The sequence below is a fragment of the Acidaminococcus hominis genome, assembly GCF_900291475.1.
GTDB lineage: Bacteria > Bacillota > Negativicutes > Acidaminococcales > Acidaminococcaceae > Acidaminococcus > Acidaminococcus hominis.
Genome location: NZ_OLMM01000005.1, coordinates 788703 through 803763, shown reverse-complemented (window position 1 = coordinate 803763; position 15061 = coordinate 788703). Strand labels below are relative to the sequence as shown.

General features: G+C 51.0%; 15 protein-coding genes and 4 tRNA genes. 5 read left to right on the top strand and 14 right to left on the bottom strand.

Annotated elements, in window-relative coordinates; genetic code table 11:
• Positions 1-91: 91 nt before the first annotated feature.
• On the top strand, positions 92-1387 hold the full coding sequence (locus C7E10_RS10165) for an HlyC/CorC family transporter (protein ID WP_105327164.1): 1296 nt from the start codon (positions 92-94) through the stop codon (positions 1385-1387).
• Positions 1388-1439: 52 nt separating this feature from the next.
• Here the strand turns inward: C7E10_RS10165 and C7E10_RS10160 are convergent, their stop codons facing one another.
• From C7E10_RS10160 to C7E10_RS10135, 6 genes are all read right to left on the bottom strand, one after another.
• Positions 1440-1970: a cysteine hydrolase family protein gene (locus C7E10_RS10160; protein ID WP_105327163.1), complete on the bottom strand. Its 531-nt coding sequence runs from the start codon at positions 1968-1970 to the stop codon at positions 1440-1442.
• A 163-nt stretch (positions 1971-2133) separates the two neighbouring features.
• Positions 2134-2217, bottom strand: a tRNA-Leu gene (locus C7E10_RS10155).
• Between the two features lie 19 nt (positions 2218-2236).
• Positions 2237-2312, bottom strand: a tRNA-Lys gene (locus tag C7E10_RS10150).
• 4 nt (positions 2313-2316) lie between these two features.
• Positions 2317-2392 (bottom strand) — tRNA-Gln (locus C7E10_RS10145).
• A 5-nt stretch (positions 2393-2397) separates the two neighbouring features.
• A tRNA-His gene (locus C7E10_RS10140) sits at positions 2398-2473 on the bottom strand.
• Between the two features lie 75 nt (positions 2474-2548).
• The gene (locus tag C7E10_RS10135) at positions 2549-2977 is read right to left on the bottom strand and encodes a HutP family protein (RefSeq protein WP_105327162.1); all 429 of its coding nucleotides are present in this window, start codon (positions 2975-2977) and stop codon (positions 2549-2551) included.
• A gap of 132 nt (positions 2978-3109) precedes the next feature.
• Here C7E10_RS10135 and C7E10_RS10130 point away from each other — a divergent pair, with 132 nt between their 5' ends.
• The gene (locus C7E10_RS10130; RefSeq protein WP_105327161.1) at positions 3110-3340 is read left to right on the top strand and encodes a hypothetical protein; all 231 of its coding nucleotides are present in this window, start codon (positions 3110-3112) and stop codon (positions 3338-3340) included.
• 68 nt (positions 3341-3408) lie between these two features.
• On the opposite strand, the gene C7E10_RS10125 is transcribed toward C7E10_RS10130, so the two are convergent.
• From C7E10_RS10125 to C7E10_RS10115, 3 genes are all read right to left on the bottom strand, one after another.
• Complete coding sequence (locus C7E10_RS10125) at positions 3409-4623, bottom strand: NADP-dependent isocitrate dehydrogenase (RefSeq protein ID WP_105327160.1); 1215 nt, start codon at positions 4621-4623, stop codon at positions 3409-3411.
• 154 nt (positions 4624-4777) lie between these two features.
• A complete protein-coding gene (locus tag C7E10_RS10120; RefSeq protein ID WP_105327159.1) occupies positions 4778-5368 on the bottom strand; it encodes an HD domain-containing protein in 591 nt (196 codons plus the stop codon).
• 223 nt (positions 5369-5591) lie between these two features.
• Complete coding sequence (locus C7E10_RS10115) at positions 5592-6509, bottom strand: LysR family transcriptional regulator (RefSeq protein WP_105327158.1); 918 nt, start codon at positions 6507-6509, stop codon at positions 5592-5594.
• A 123-nt stretch (positions 6510-6632) separates the two neighbouring features.
• Here C7E10_RS10115 and ilvD point away from each other — a divergent pair, with 123 nt between their 5' ends.
• A complete protein-coding gene (gene ilvD / locus C7E10_RS10110) occupies positions 6633-8336 on the top strand; it encodes a dihydroxy-acid dehydratase (protein ID WP_200820217.1) in 1704 nt (567 codons plus the stop codon).
• A 69-nt stretch (positions 8337-8405) separates the two neighbouring features.
• Here the strand turns inward: ilvD and C7E10_RS10105 are convergent, their stop codons facing one another.
• Complete coding sequence (locus C7E10_RS10105; RefSeq protein ID WP_105327157.1) at positions 8406-9050, bottom strand: HAD family hydrolase; 645 nt, start codon at positions 9048-9050, stop codon at positions 8406-8408.
• A gap of 115 nt (positions 9051-9165) precedes the next feature.
• Here C7E10_RS10105 and C7E10_RS10100 point away from each other — a divergent pair, with 115 nt between their 5' ends.
• Together C7E10_RS10100 and C7E10_RS10095 are read left to right on the top strand one after the other, a co-directional pair.
• Entirely contained in the window at positions 9166-9720 is a 555-nt protein-coding gene (locus C7E10_RS10100) for a hypothetical protein (RefSeq protein WP_105327156.1), read from the top strand.
• Positions 9721-9790: 70 nt separating this feature from the next.
• Positions 9791-11089: a Na+/H+ antiporter NhaC family protein gene (locus C7E10_RS10095; protein ID WP_160101867.1), complete on the top strand. Its 1299-nt coding sequence runs from the start codon at positions 9791-9793 to the stop codon at positions 11087-11089.
• Between the two features lie 67 nt (positions 11090-11156).
• Here C7E10_RS10095 and C7E10_RS10090 read toward each other — a convergent pair whose 3' ends face one another.
• The 4 genes from C7E10_RS10090 to greA form a co-directional block, all read right to left on the bottom strand.
• On the bottom strand, positions 11157-11564 hold the full coding sequence (locus tag C7E10_RS10090) for a TerB family tellurite resistance protein (protein ID WP_105327154.1): 408 nt from the start codon (positions 11562-11564) through the stop codon (positions 11157-11159).
• Positions 11565-11873: 309 nt separating this feature from the next.
• Positions 11874-12419: a hypothetical protein gene (locus tag C7E10_RS10085; RefSeq protein ID WP_105327153.1), complete on the bottom strand. Its 546-nt coding sequence runs from the start codon at positions 12417-12419 to the stop codon at positions 11874-11876.
• 69 nt (positions 12420-12488) lie between these two features.
• The gene (gene lysS, locus C7E10_RS10080) at positions 12489-14468 is read right to left on the bottom strand and encodes a lysine--tRNA ligase (RefSeq protein ID WP_105327152.1); all 1980 of its coding nucleotides are present in this window, start codon (positions 14466-14468) and stop codon (positions 12489-12491) included.
• A 4-nt stretch (positions 14469-14472) separates the two neighbouring features.
• On the bottom strand, positions 14473-14982 hold the full coding sequence (greA, locus tag C7E10_RS10075) for a transcription elongation factor GreA (RefSeq protein ID WP_105327151.1): 510 nt from the start codon (positions 14980-14982) through the stop codon (positions 14473-14475).
• Positions 14983-15061: the final 79 nt, after the last annotated feature.

Here is a 15061-nt window from a genome sequence, read left to right as displayed (position 1 = left end):
TTTACAGCCATTTGTTTCTGTCTCCGTTGACCGCCCCGGAAAATTCACCTATAATGGACAGTATACTAATAAGGAAGCGTGATCCCATACTATGGAAGAATTCAACATCCCCACTACCCTTCTGACGGGTATCCTGATTGTTTTTATATCCCTTTCTGCGTATTTTTCCGCCACAGAAACAGCACTTACCAGCTGCAATAAGCTGCGGCTGAAAAATTTGGCCAAAGATGGCAACCGTCGGGCCAAAACCGTGCTGAAGCTGCTGGACAAATTTGATAATGCCTTGTCCACCATATTAATCGGCAATAATATCGTAAATATTGCCACAGCCTCCCTGGCTGCGGCCTGCTCCACCGCGTACTTTGGCCCTTCCGGCCTGGCCCTGGCCACCGTAGTCACTACCATTGTCATCCTGATATTTGGAGAAATTCTCCCCAAAAGCGCCGCCAAGGACTATCCGGAAAAATTTGCCATGAGTACCGCAGGGCTGCTGCGCATTCTGGTATTTCTTTTTACTCCTCTAAACTATTTGTTTCAACTGCTGAAAACTGCTTTCAGTCATCTGCTGTCCAAAAAAGCGGCCCACGGTGCTACCGAAGGAGAATTGCTTCTGATGGTAGATGAAGTAGCCAGCGGCGGCGCCATCAACAAGCAGGATAGCCAACTGATCAAATCCGCCATTGAATTCAGTGATATTCGGGTCCGGGAAATCATGACCCCCCGGGTGGATATGATGGCCATGGACATTTCCGAGGGAAACCAAAAGGCCCTGAAGATTTTTTCCGACTACGGCTTCTCCCGGATTCCTGTATTTAAGGACGACTATAGCGAAATCATTGGCATTCTTCACGCTAAAGACTTTTTTTCCGGCTATATCAAAAACCCCCATTTTAGACTGGAAGAACGGCTGAAAAAAGCAGCCTTCGTCCATCAATCCACCAAAATTTCCCGGGTAATGAAAACCCTCCAGGAAGCCAAAATCGAAATGGCCATGGTCATGGACAGCTACGGCACCGTCAAGGGGTTGGTCACCACCGAAGACATTGTGGAAGAACTGGTTGGCGAAATCTGGGACGAGCATGACAAGGTGATTTCGTCCTTCCACCGGATTGGCAAGAACCGCTATATGATTTCCTGCTCCTCCAATTCCCAAAACGCCAATTTGTTTGACCTGTTCAAATATTTGGATCTGGACATTACCGACTATGGTCTGGAAAACAATTCCATCAGCGGTTGGGTGGTGGATACCCTGGAGACCATCCCCCAAAAAGGAGACTCCTTCGACTGCAAGAACCTGCATGTTACCGTCACCCGGGCCAACAACCACCGGGTCCAGGAAATCATCGTAGAAGTCCGTCCCAAAGCAAAAGAAGAAGACGACGAATAAAAAATCCTCCAAGCCACACAAGGTTTGGAGGATTTTTCTTTGCTTAGCTTACTCAGCGTACATGAACCTGACAGCTTTTCAGGGTGGCCAGGGCAGCGTTATGGGATTCCGGTGTTACTCCGGCACAGCAGCTGCTGTCCACATAAATAGGCACTTCCGGCATGGCCGCTTTCAGCAGCAGGGCGTTGGAAACCACACAAATATCCGTACACAGACCAATCAATTCAATTTCCTCAATAGGCCGGGTGCTGTTTAATTTCTTCAGATCTTCCGCCAAAGTGAAAGAGCCAAAGGTCGGTTTCTGGTAAACAGGCCAGTGGTGTTCCTTGGCCAGCTTTTCCAGGCCTGGAATCAAGTGCCAGCCGTGGGTTCCCTTGATGCAGTGTTTTACAGGGAGATTCTTTCCTTCCTGGGTATCCAGATAGGTTTCCCCGTGGGTGTCCTGGGTAAAAATCACGTGACCGGGATAATTGGCCACTTTTTTCAGCACATTAAAAGTAATCTGCTGTGCTTCTTCTGTTCCCAGGCTGCCATTGACAAAATCGTTCTGCATATCTACCACAATCAAATAGCTGTTTTTCATGGGGGAAAACCTCTTTTCTTTCCCAGAGGGGAATATTCTCATTTAGTATAGCATAAAGCCCCATACCTTGTAAAAATTTCTTGCATTGGCACCCTGCCCCTGTTTGGGCACAACAAAATACCCGCTTCCCGGCCGAAACCGAAAAGCGGGTGAAATTACCGTATGGTGCGGATGACAGGACTTGAACCTGCACGTCATGGACACCAGATCCTAAGTCTGGCGCGTCTGCCAATTCCGCCACATCCGCGTTTTATGTAAAAAAAAAATGGTGATCCACCCGGGATTCGAACCCGGGACACCCTGATTAAAAGTCAGGTGCTCTACCAACTGAGCTAGTGAATCATCATGGCTGGGGCGGCTGGACTCGAACCAACGCATGCGGGAGTCAAAGTCCCGTGCCTTACCGACTTGGCTACGCCCCAAAAAGTGGGGTGGATAGTGGGGATCGAACCCACGCGTGCTGGAGCCACAATCCAGTGTGTTAACCGCTTCACCATATCCACCATGTTACCTTGTCTGACGACTTTGTTATTCTATCATGGAGATGCGAATTTTGTCAATAGGATTTTGAAACTTTTTTAATCAATTCCTGCCAGGGACCGGTGGGCCATGCCTACACACAATTCATTCAGGTTCAGGACCCCCACGCTCATATAAACAGCCACGCACAAATGCTCTCCATGGCGGGCCACGCCAATCTTTCCCCCTACATTAAAGCCGATGGCTTTGTGCATAATCTGGGCCAGGGCTTCATGGGCAGCCCCTGCCACCGTACCAGCCCCTACATGGGTATCCGTCACAATGTTCTGCCGTTCGGCAGCTACCACGGCCCGTTCTACGATTTTCTTCACGCTGGGCAAAAACTCTCCGCCAAAATCCACAGCCGCAGCCCGGTACCCTTGGTCCCGGAGACTTTTCTTCAAAAGGTCTTCTTCTTCTCTGGTTGCGGTCAGGGCCATTCTGAGAGCTGCCCGTCCTACATCAATGCTGGCAATTTCTTTTTCCATATAATTCTCCTTTTCTTCCGTTCTGCTTTAATGGATACCTTCTATTATAGCAATTTTCCTCTTTTGTGGAAACTCCCTTGTCAGAGCTTCCCTCCTTCTGTTATGATAGAAGCAATAAACAAGGAGGGTATTATGTCAGTTATTGTAGCAGAAGAACTGCAGGCCGGCCTGATTTTAGGGGACCCGGATAATGAGCAGTATATGTATATGCCGGGCAGCGAAATCGGCAGCGACAATCCCATGTGCATCTTTGAGGAACGGGGCCAAAAAACGGACCTGCACCTGGAAGAAGCCGTAGAACTGGCCAAGCGGCTGACCTTAAAGCCCACGGTCCATCCCATTTTCGGCAAAAGCGCTTACTAAAACCTACAGAAAAAGCTGTACAGAGACAAAATCCGTTTCTGTACAGCTTTTTTGCTTACCAGGCGTTTTCAGCTTCTCCGGGCGTTCAGCCGCTGCTGAATAGCCAGGAGGAATTCCTCACTGTTGACCTTCTGCTTGTTGGGCAGGTCGGATACCGCCAGCAGATCCCCGGTCATAACCCCGTCTTCCAGGGTTGCAAGCACACTTTCTTCCAGCTGGCCGGCAAAGGTTACCAGTTCCGGCAGTTCATCCAGTTGGCCTCTCTTGCGCAGGGCACCGGTCCAGGCAAAAATGGTAGCCACCGGGTTGGTGGAAGTCTTTTCCCCTTTCAGGTACCGGTAATAGTGGCGCTGCACCGTGCCGTGAGCCGCTTCGTATTCGTAGCAGCCGTTGGGGGAAACCAGCACGGAGGTCATCATGGCCAGACTGCCAAAGGCAGTAGCCATCATATCGCTCATAACGTCCCCATCGTAGTTCTTGCAGGCCCAAATCATACCCCCCTGGGACCGAATAATCCGGGCTACCACATCATCAATCAGGGTATAGAAATAGGTGATACCGGCGGCTTCAAATTGCGGCTTATATTCCTGGTCGTACAGGTCCTGGAAAATGTCCTTGAACCGATGATCGTAGATTTTGGACACCGTATCCTTGGTGGCAAACCACAGATCTTCCTTTTGCTCCAGAGCATATTGGAAGCAGGTCCGGGCAAAGTTTTCGATGGAGGCATCGGTATTGTACACCCCCTGCACAATGCCGGGACCGTCAAATTCCTGGATGGTCTGCACGGTCTTTTTTCCGTCCGCACCCGTAAAGACCAGCTGGGCCGTGCCAGCACCGGGTACCCGAAGTTCCGTATTCTTGTAGATATCCCCGTAGGCATGACGGGCAATGGTAATGGGCTTTTTCCAGGTAGGAATCAGCGGATGGATGCCCTTGACCATAATGGGTTTCCGGAATACCGTACCGTCCAGGAGAGCCCTGATTGTGCCGTTGGGACTCTTCCACATTTTCTTCAGGTGGTATTCTTCCACCCGCTGGGCATTGGGAGTAATGGTAGCGCATTTTACCGCCACGCCGTACTTTTTCGTAGCCAGAGCGGAATCAATGGTCACCTGGTCATCGGTTTCGTCCCGGTAGGACATTCCCAAATCGTAATACTCCGATTTCAGGTCCACATAGGGAAGGATTAAAATGTCCTTAATCAACTTCCACAGAATCCGGGTCATTTCGTCCCCATCCATTTCTACCAATGGGGTTTTCATGCTAATTTTTTCTGCCATAGTACTCTCCTTTGCCTTACAGTATTGTCTCGGGTTTTCGTGTTGGTAATATCCTATCACAATTCCGGAAAGGCAAAGCATACAAAATTATCATTGCTTCCATAATTAAAATCAATCTCTGTAACGTATCTGCCCGGCTTTCTATAAAAACCAGTTACTGCCCCAAACTTCCCTTGTCCACATTTCTCTGAATCAGCTGCTGCATATAGGACCAGATGGCTTGGGAGCCTTCCCCGGTCCGTGTGTTGCGCTGCTCCACCTGCTGCCGATGCACCCCGTGGCTTTTCCAGTCTCCGCCCCCATTGGCATCATTTAACAGCAGGGGTTGGAAATTATCCATCACGTGGGCAAATTTGGCTTCCGGGGTATCCCCCGCCTCAAACTCCGCAAAGAGCCCCAGAAGCAGCGCTTTCTGGTCTTCCGGCAAAAGGCCAAAAATCCTCTGGGACGCCCGCTTCTCCCGCTCTGCCTGGGTAGCCTTACCGGCTTCATCGTAGGCATAAGTATCCCCGGCATCAATTTCCACCACATCGTGAATCAAAATCATTAAAAGCGTTCTTGCCAGATCAAAAGGCTCATTGGCATATTCCTTCAATAGGCAGCACATAAGGGCCATATGCCAGGCATGCTCGGCATCATTTTCCCGCCGGCCGTGGCGGGACAGGTGGGTCTGCCGTAAAATATTCTTTTCCTGGTCCACTTCCAAAATAAAATCCAGCTGTTTTTCCAAACGGGTCTTAGCCATGTTGTTCTCCTTCATTTAACAAAATTCCAACAAGTTTTGTATTATTTAATACACTTTTTCTTGCTGTTAAAAAGATACATCCTGTAAATTTTACAAAATCACAAAGTTGTGTTATATAATAATCAATGGCCTCCTTTTGTATGGAGTGTTCCTTTGGAATACCTCCGAGCTACAAACTTGCGAGACCATTTTTTATGCCTTTAGGAGCCTCCGGGCTCTTTTTTTATGCCCCTTTGCCGGCAGCCTGCTGCCAAAGCCGGATCCAGGCCTTTAAAAATTCGGGGCGGAACTGCTTTTTGCGCAATACCAACGAAAGTTGGGATTTCTCAGTAAGGTCCTGCACCTGATAGACCAAAAGCTGCTTTGCTGGGGGCAGCTGCTGGTTCAAAACCTCCAGCCGGGACAGCAGCATGGCTGGAAAAAAACACCCACCCAGGCCCTGAGCAGCCAGTTCCAGCTGGAGAAGAAAATCGGCGGCTGTAAGGTCATAGCGGGGCTGCACTGTCTGCCGGGCCCAAAACCGTGTTAGCTTCTGCTGCAGATGGCTGGACTCCGGATTCCGCAAAAGGGGAAAAGAAGCTGCCTGGTCAGGTGTCAATTCCCGCTTTTCCTTGGCCCCGATTTTCTCCGCCAGTTCTGCCGCCAAGGCAAACAAAATAGGCTCCGCCAAAAGCGGCAGCTGTTCCAGCTGGGCCTGCTCCTGGGCATCCACCCCCAATACCAGATCCAGCTCCCCTTCCAAAAGCTGCTGCTCCAGAACCTGGGTATCCCCGTAAACAAAATCCAAAGTTACCTCCGGAAATTGCTGGCGAAAAGTGGGTACCAGCCGGGGCAGCAGCACCTGGGCCCGGCTGCTGTTCAGCCCCATACGCAGCTCTCCTTGCGGGGTCTGGGACAGTTGGGCCGCCCTTTGGGCAAATTCCTGTTCAATATTTCTGATTTCCCAAAGACTTTCCGCCAAGGCCTGTCCCACCGCAGTCAGGGTAAACCTGGGTCGCCGAACAAATAGCGGACCATAGCGGTCCTCCAGCCGCTTCATGTGGTTTCCCAAATTCTGCGGAGAGAGAAAAAGCCGCTGGGCCGCTTTTTTCAGGCTTTTTTCCTGCACTACTACCAAAAAATAGGCTTGGGCCGTTTCCATAGGTTCTCCTTTACAAATACATTTTTGAGTGTATTCACTCCATCTTTTTCAATCTTGCCAGTGTAATTGTACCATGGTATGGTAGAAACAACCAAGAGAACCTGCCAAAAGGAGGCAAAAAAGATGGTTGACGAAAGCAAGATGCAGTACAAACCGTACCGCAGCGGTCAGCTGACCAATGGCATCGAGCGCTCCGCCCACAGGGCCCTGCTGTATGCCACAGGCCTGGACGAAGAAGACTTCAAAAAGCCCATGATTGCTGTGGTCAACTCCTTTACAGAAATGGTCCCCGGCCATTTTCACCTGAAGGAATTGGCTGACCATGTAAAACTGGGCATTGCCGAAGCCGGCGGCATTGCCCGAGAATTTTCCACCATCGCCATCTGCGACGGTATCTGCCAAGGTCATAAAGGGATGAGCTATCCCCTGCCCAGCCGGGAATTGATTTGTGATTCCATCGAATATATGGTGGAAGCCCACCAGTTTGACGGCATGGTCCTGATGCCCGGCTGCGACAAGATTGTCCCCGGTATGCTGATGGCTGCCATGCGGTTAAATATCCCCGCCCTGGTGGTTTCTGCCGGGCCCATGCTCCCTGGCAAATACAAGGGCAAAACCTTGACCCTCACCGATATGCGAGAACTGATTGGCAAAACCCAAACCGGCAAAATGAGTGTGGAGGAACTGCTGGAAGTGGAAAAATGCGCTCTGCCTGGGGTTGGCACCTGCTCCATGCTGGGCACCGCCAATACCATGTGCTGCCTGGCAGAGGTGGTGGGCATGACTCTGCCAGGGGTTGGGCTCTCCCATGCGGTTTCTTCCAAAAAGCGCCGTCTGGCCAAAGAATCCGGCCGGCGGATTGTGGAAATGGTAAAAGAAAACCTGACTCCCCGAAAAATCATGACCCGGGGTGCTCTCTTAAACGGTATTGCTGCCAGTATAGCCATGGGAGCTTCCACCAACAGCACCCTGCACATTCCGGCCATTGCCCACGAAGGCGGCATTGACCTGAGCCTAAAGGATTTTGACGTCCTGAGCCGCCAGGTACCTTACCTGTGCAATATCAAGCCCTCCGGAAAATATCCCCTGCTGGATCTGGAAGAAGCCGGCGGCGTGCCCGCAGTGCTCAAGGCCATTGAAAGCAAGTTGGACACCACCCAAATGACCGTGAACGGCAAGACCCTGGGAGAAAATCTGAAGGATGTTCCCTTAGTGGAAAATGACCTGATCTATCCCCTATCCCACCCCAAGAGCCAGGAAGGCGGCCTGGCCATCTTGTATGGCAACCTGGCTCCCAAAGGTGCTGTGGTAAAAGTCTCCGGGGTTAAGCCCTCCATGCACTATTTCAAAGGCAAAGCCCGAATTTTCCATTCCATGGAAGACGCCAGTGCCGCCGTTTCCGGTGACCAGATCCATACAGGAGACGTAATTGTAATTACCTATGAAGGTCCTAAGGGCGGCCCCGGTATGCGGGAAATGCACATGACCACCTCCCTGTTGGTTGGCCGGGGCATGGACGAAAGCTGCGCCCTGATTACCGATGGCCGTTTCTCCGGCTCCACTCGGGGGCCGTGTATCGGCTATATTTCCCCGGAAGCCGCTGCCGGCGGCCCCATTGCCGCCGTGGAAGAAGGGGATGAAATCATCATCGATATCCCTAACCGGAAACTGACCCTGTGCGTGCCCCAGGAAGAAATTGAACGGCGGCTGAAGCACCTGGTTCCTATCCGGAAAAAAGCCACCCCTGCCCTGCGCCGCTATGCCGCACTGGTAACAGGGGCTGACCAAGGGGCAGTGCTAAACACCCCACCCAACCCAGAAGACTGATTTTCCAGTCTGACAATTGTTTCTTCGCCCTGCAAAAAATAAGGCATCCTCTCCAGGGATGCCTTATTTTTATACCAGTTTTGCGATTTCTTCCGGCCGGTCCACCAAACGGGTACGGGGCAGCTTTTCCAATTCCTGCCGGTCCCGAAAGCCCCAGCTGACCAAAAAACAATCCAGCCCTGCATTTCGGGCCGTTTGGGAATCTACTTCCGAGTCCCCCACATAGACGGCCTGCTGCCGCTGCACTCCCAGTTGGCGCAGGGCCAATAGCACCGTATCGGGAGCCGGCTTCCGTTTTACCTGGCGGCTTTCCCCAATGGCGGTCTGGATATACGCAGAAAAATACTGCTGACAAAGGGCAGTTACCGCCGGCTGTGCCTTATTGGATACAATGGCCAGGGCAAGTCCCCGCTGCTTCAACTCTCCAAGGAGTTCTAAGATTCCTGGATAAGGGGCGGTAGCCTCATTGCAATGGGCCACGTAATACTCCCTGAATTCCCCAAGCAGTGCCTGGAAGCGGGGTTCCGTAAGCTCCGGCAGGGACAGCCGCAGAAGCTGCTCCAGCCCATTTCCCAAAGCGGCCCGCACCTCCCTGTGGGAACGCTCTGGATAGCCGTACTTTTCTGTAATATAGTGAACCGCCTGCCACAGATCCGTTAAAGTATTCAGCAGGGTACCATCCAAGTCAAAGATTACTGCCTGATACTGTTTCATAATATTCTCCTTTTGTCTCAATCTTTTCCTATTATAGCACGACTCTTCCTGAACCATGGTCAGGCGGTCCCAGATATGGTAAAATAGAGAAGAATTTATTTAAGGAGTGTGCACCATGAAAATATTCCGTTCTTTCTTTTTAGCCGTCTGCCTGGTTCTTTCCGCAGCCGGTGCCGCTTTTGCTTCTCCCAGCGCCCCCACGGACCAGGAAGTGATTACGGCGTTCCAAAATGCCGTTACCGTCTTTGAATGGTTTGAACACCAGCCCCTGCCCACCGATGGCAATGACAAAAAGGACAGCGGCTACATGATCTACTATTCCGTTTCCGACACCAACATCAGAACCATGGCCCAGTTAAAGGCCAAGGTCCACGAAAACTTTACCGATGCCCTGAGCAGCTTCATCATCAGTGGCAGCCGTTTCTACCGGGAATTCGACGGAAAGCTGTATGTTGCTCCCAACGGCAAACCCCTGGATCCCCACAAGGGAACCACCACCTTCAACATCGTCCGCAAGGGTGCTGACCGGATTGAGCTCCAGGCTTCTACCCCCATTATGCAGGATCCGGAACATGGCAAAACCAACGTAGTCCGGGTACAAAAGGTGACCTTCCCCTACGTAAAAACTGAAAAAGGCTGGCGTTTCTCCTATTTTGAATCCCTGGAGTAACCATCATTCATAAGAGGGGGCTGCGGCTCCCTCTTTCTTTATCATCCATTCCCGCAAGGAGCTGATCTACTTGGAAAATCTGGTTATTGCCCTGTTCTGCCTGATTCTTTTTGGCTGCATTTTTATGGATGTACCCCTGCTGCTGGCACTATTTGCTGGTTTCCTGCTGTTCGTTGCCTATGGTCTCTACAAAAAGTACAGTCTGGGGGCTGTGCTGAAAATGGCCCTGGCCGGCATCAATAACGTGAAGACCATCTTCCTGGTCTTTTTGCTCATCGGTATGCTCACCGGTCTGTGGCGGGCTTCTGGTACCATTGCCTACATCATCAGCCTGGCCACCCAGTTCATCCGGCCTTCCATTTTTCTGCTGCTGGCCTTTCTGTTAAACTGTGCCATTTCCTTTCTCCTGGGAACCTCCTTTGGCACAGCGGCCACCATGGGCGTCATCACCATGTCCATCGGCAATACCCTGGGGGTTCCCGCCCTCTACACCGGCGGTGCCATTTTGTCCGGGGTATATTTTGGAGACCGGATGAGCCCTGTTTCCACCAGCGCCCTTTTGGTCAGCGTCCTGACGGAAACGGACCTGTACACCAACATTCGGAATATGGCTCTGGATACCCTGCCGCCCTTTTTGGCCGCTTCCCTGATTTACCTGGGGGTAGGCCTTTCCCTGCCGGTGGACCAGACCCTTTTGGCCCAGAATAACGCCCTGGAATCTCTTTACCAGTTCTCACCCATATTGGTACTGCCTGCCCTGTCCATCCTGGTTCTTTCCTTCTTTCACGTCAACGTAAAGAAAAATATGGGCGTCAGCATTATCCTGGCCTTTATCCTCTGCGTAGCAGTCCAGGGAAGTGCCCCCGGAGAGCTACTGTCCATTATGCTCTTTGGGTTCCACGTACAGGACCCCGTTTTGGCACCCATGGTCAACGGCGGCGGTATCGTATCCATGCTGCGGGTAGGTGCCATCGTATGCCTGTCCTCCTCCTTTGCCGGGATTTTCCAAGGTACCGGCCTGCTGGATGGAGTCCATGCCGTCCTGGAACGGCTTAGCCAAAAAACCGGCTATTTTGTCCCCACCCTCCTTTCAGCTATTTTTACGGCACTGATTTCCTGCAATCAGACCCTGAGCATTATTCTGACTTCCCAACTGTGCGGCTCTTTAACAGACAACAAAAATCAGTTTGCTATCAGCCTGGAAGACACTGCCGTAGTGATTTCTCCCCTGATTCCCTGGTCCATTGCCTGCGCCACGGTACTGGATACCACCGGTTCCCCCCGGGAATCCATTCTGTTTGCCTGCTACCTGATTCTGGTTCCCCTGTGGGCCCTGTTAAAGTCCTTCCGCCATCCGGCGTCTGCCTGACCGGCCTCTTAAAAGTGACAAAAATCCCTGCCCAAAAGGACAGGGATTTTTTTACAGCAATATTTTCTTATGCGCCAAACACCAGCTGCCCAAACAGCTTCTGGGCTTCAATGTATTCCTGGGTGGCCTTTTCACAGCCCTTGGCAAATTCCTCGCCCACCCCAAAAATCTGGGTAGCCGTTGCAATCAATTTCCGTTCATCATCAGTAAAATGTTCATCGGCCAAAGCAAGACCAATCAGCTCCAGCACGATGATTTTCTTTTCCCGGGGGCTGCACTGGGCCGCCAGTTCTTTCATCAGGGCTTCCCCATCCTGCTGACAAGGCTCATCATCATAAGGAATGTTCATTTCCTGACAATAGGCCTTAATGATCGTTTTCTCACTGTCCGAATAATCCCCATCGGAATTGCCAATGGTCTTGCACAAATCCAAAAACATCTTTTTTTCCTGGTCTTTCAGCAAATTTAAATACATTTGAAAATCCTCCTTTAGCGAATAATCCGATTGCACGCCAGCTTCAGCCTATTACCCACAGGATCAATTATACCCTGGAAAAGCTGTACCACTGCCGTCAGGGAAGCCTCTCTCCCCTGGCTCCGTGCCCCTCATACAGGAACTATCCTACTACGCTAAGAAAGATTATTCAATATTTTCACGTTATTTCATTATATAATTTCCCATTTTTTATAGGAACTTTTTGCAACTCCTGAAAGACGGCAAATTCTACTAAACATACGGCAAAATTTCAAAAAACTCCCTGCCTTCACAGACAGGGAGTTTTACTTAGGCAAAAGGATTTTGCAGTTTATGAAACAATTCCAAATAGGTCTGCTCCACCTGGGCAAAGGGCAGAACGGTATAGTCCACCGGCAAAAGGAGGGGGCTGGCCGAAGAGACCTCCTCCTCGTTTAAGAGCTGCCGCAGGTCGCTGCCTAGCAGTCCCCGGTCAATATCAAATACCTGCCGGCTTTCTTCCTCTGTTAGCGGGCTGCCCAAGAACTTGGTGAAAATCAGGTTCAACAGGGCATCCTCCTGCTCCCGGTAGCCCTTCAGCGTCCGCTTAAAGGGACTGGGTACGTCGGACAGGTAACATTCACTGGCGTCGTGGAGCAGTGCTCCCAAAGCCACCCGGCGGCTATAGCCCCGGGCCAGGGCTTCCCGGGCACAGGCAATACAGTGCTGCCCTACGGAATAAAACGTTTTCACATGGCCGTTGCCCCGGCAGATCAGGGACAGGGCGTGGGCGATATCTTCCGGCACCAGCTGCTCCGGATCCGGCTGCACCGGGTCCACATGACGGCCTGTATAGGTGGTAATCCATGCGGTCATTTTCCCGCCTCCTCCCAATTTTTTCAAAAAAAAGGATGTACAGCCGCAGCTGCACACCCTTTCATTATTTTAGCAAAGCTTGGCACCAGCAGGAATATGAGGATCTACCTGCAATAGCTGCAGTTTCCGATCTTCTCCTTCATGGTATTCTGCCGACAGCAGCATACCGCAGGATTCCACACCCATCATCTTCCGCGGAGGCAGATTGATGATGGCAATACAGGTCTTGCCAATCAAATCTTCCGGTTCATAGAAAGCGTGAATACCGCTCAGGATGGTCCGGTCCGTACCCGTTCCGTCATCCAGGGTAAACTGGAGCAGCTTTTTGCTCTTGGGCACTGCAAAGCAGTCTTTGACCTTCACAGCCCGGAAATCGCAGGCAGCGAAATTATCAAATTCCACCTGGTCCTCAAACAGCGGCTCAATGGTTACCTTGGAGAAGTCAATTTCCACAGGTACAGCGGCGCTTTGGACTTCCACTACTTTTTCCCCAGCAGCAGCGGGTACTTCCGCAGCCTTGTTGTCGGCTTTTTGGGCCTCCAGAGGTCTCATAGTGGGGAACAGCAGCACGTCACGGATGGAAACGGCTCCGGTCAGGAACATTACCAGACGGTCGATGCCGATACCCAGACCGCCTGTAGGAGGCAGGCCATGCATCAGGGCATTGATGAAGTCTTCGTCCATCATGCCAGCTTCGTCGTCCCCGGCAGCCCGTTCTTCCACTTGTTTTTCAAACCGTTCTCTTTGGTCAATGGGGTCATTCAGTTCGGTAAAGCCATTGCACAGCTCCCGTCCATAAATGAAGCCTTCAAAACGATCGGTAATTTCCGGATCGGCTTGGCTGCTTTTGGCCAAAGGAGAAATTTCCTTGGGATGGCCCGTAATAAATACCGGCTGCACCAATTCTTTTTCTACGTATGCATCAAAGAAAGCGTTCAGGATTTTACCTACGCCCCAGGCAGGTTCGAAAGCCACATTGGCTTCCTTGGCCATTTTCCGGGCTTCTTCCACGTCCTTGACACTGGTAAAGTCCTTGCCGCTGTACTTCTTCACCGCTTCAATCATGGTCATCCGCGGCCAGGGAGGGGTCAGGTCGATTTCCGTACCTTCGTAGGAAATCTTCATGGTACCCAGTACCCGCTGTGCAGTTTCCGAAACGAGCTTTTCGGTAATGTCCATCATGGTATTGAAATCACCGTAAGCCTGATACAATTCCAGGGTGGTGAATTCCGGGTTGTGTTTGATGTCCATGCCTTCGTTGCGGAAGACGCGGCCCAATTCATATACCCGTTCCATGCCGCCTACAATCAGGCGCTTCAGGTTTAGTTCGGTAGCAATGCGCAGGTACAGGTCAATGTCCAAGGCATTGTGGTGGGTGACAAAAGGACGGGCCGTAGCACCGCCGGAAATGGTGTTCAGAACCGGGGTTTCTACTTCCAGATAGCCTTCGTCATCCAAAATATGGCGGATACTCTTGATAATCTGGGTCCGTTTGATGAAGACCTCCCGGACTTCCGGATTTACAATCAGATCCACATAACGCTGGCGGTAACGGATTTCCTTGTCCTTCAGGCCGTGCCATTTTTCCGGCAGGGGTTTCAGGGCCTTGCTGAGGAATTCCAGTTTCTGTACGCGAATGGAAGGTTCACCCATATGGGTTTTGAAAACAACGCCTTCCACGCCTACAATATCGCCAATATCCAGCAGTTTTACTACGCTGTAGGCGTCTTCGCCCATTTCGTCCTTGCGGACATACAGCTGAATCTTACCGGTTTTATCCTGCAAATCCATAAAGCAGGTTTTGCCATGGCCGCGGATGGCCATCAAACGGCCAGCCACCTTCACTACCGTACCGGCAGCTTCCATAGCTTCTACCTGATCATGTACTTCTTTGGTATGATGGGTTACTTCATAGGCATGGCCAAACGGCAGAATGCCCTTTTCTTCCAGCTTCCGGGCTTTTTCCAGACGAACAGCCATTTGTTCGTTCAGTTCTTCTTCGCCCAAGCCTTCCTTTGCGTCCGTGGGGCTAATCTTTTCTTCGGACATGAAATCACTCCTTGGCTTTCTTCTTTTTGGTGGTGGGTTTGCTGATGGCTACAATCTTATAGCTCAGTTCGCCGGCGGGAGTGGGTACCTTTACAACGGAATCCACTTTTTGTCCCAAAATGGCTTTGCCCACAGGGGATTCGTTGGAAATCCGGGGCGGTTCAGCCATGGGATCGGCTTCGGTAGTACCTACAACGGTATATTCTTCCTGTTCGCCGGTTTCCATATCTTCAATCTTGACTTTGGAACCCAGGGAAACCACGCTTTTGTTGATTTCGGAATCTTTGATAACCTTGGCATTGCGTACCATCTTTTCCAAGGTCAGAATACGGCCTTCTACGAAAGCCTGTTCATTCTTGGCATCATCGTACTCGGAGTTTTCGCTGATATCACCATAGGAAATGGCAATCTTCAAGCGTTCAGCAACCTGCTGTCTTTTCTCGGAACGAAGATAATCCAGTTCATCTTCTAATTTTTTCAGACCTTCTTCGGTCAGTATCGTTTGTTCAGCCATTGTTCACGACTCCTTTATAGGCCTTAAGGCACTGCTTGCTTACTTAACGTATCTTGTAAATTATAGGTTTTTACGCTCT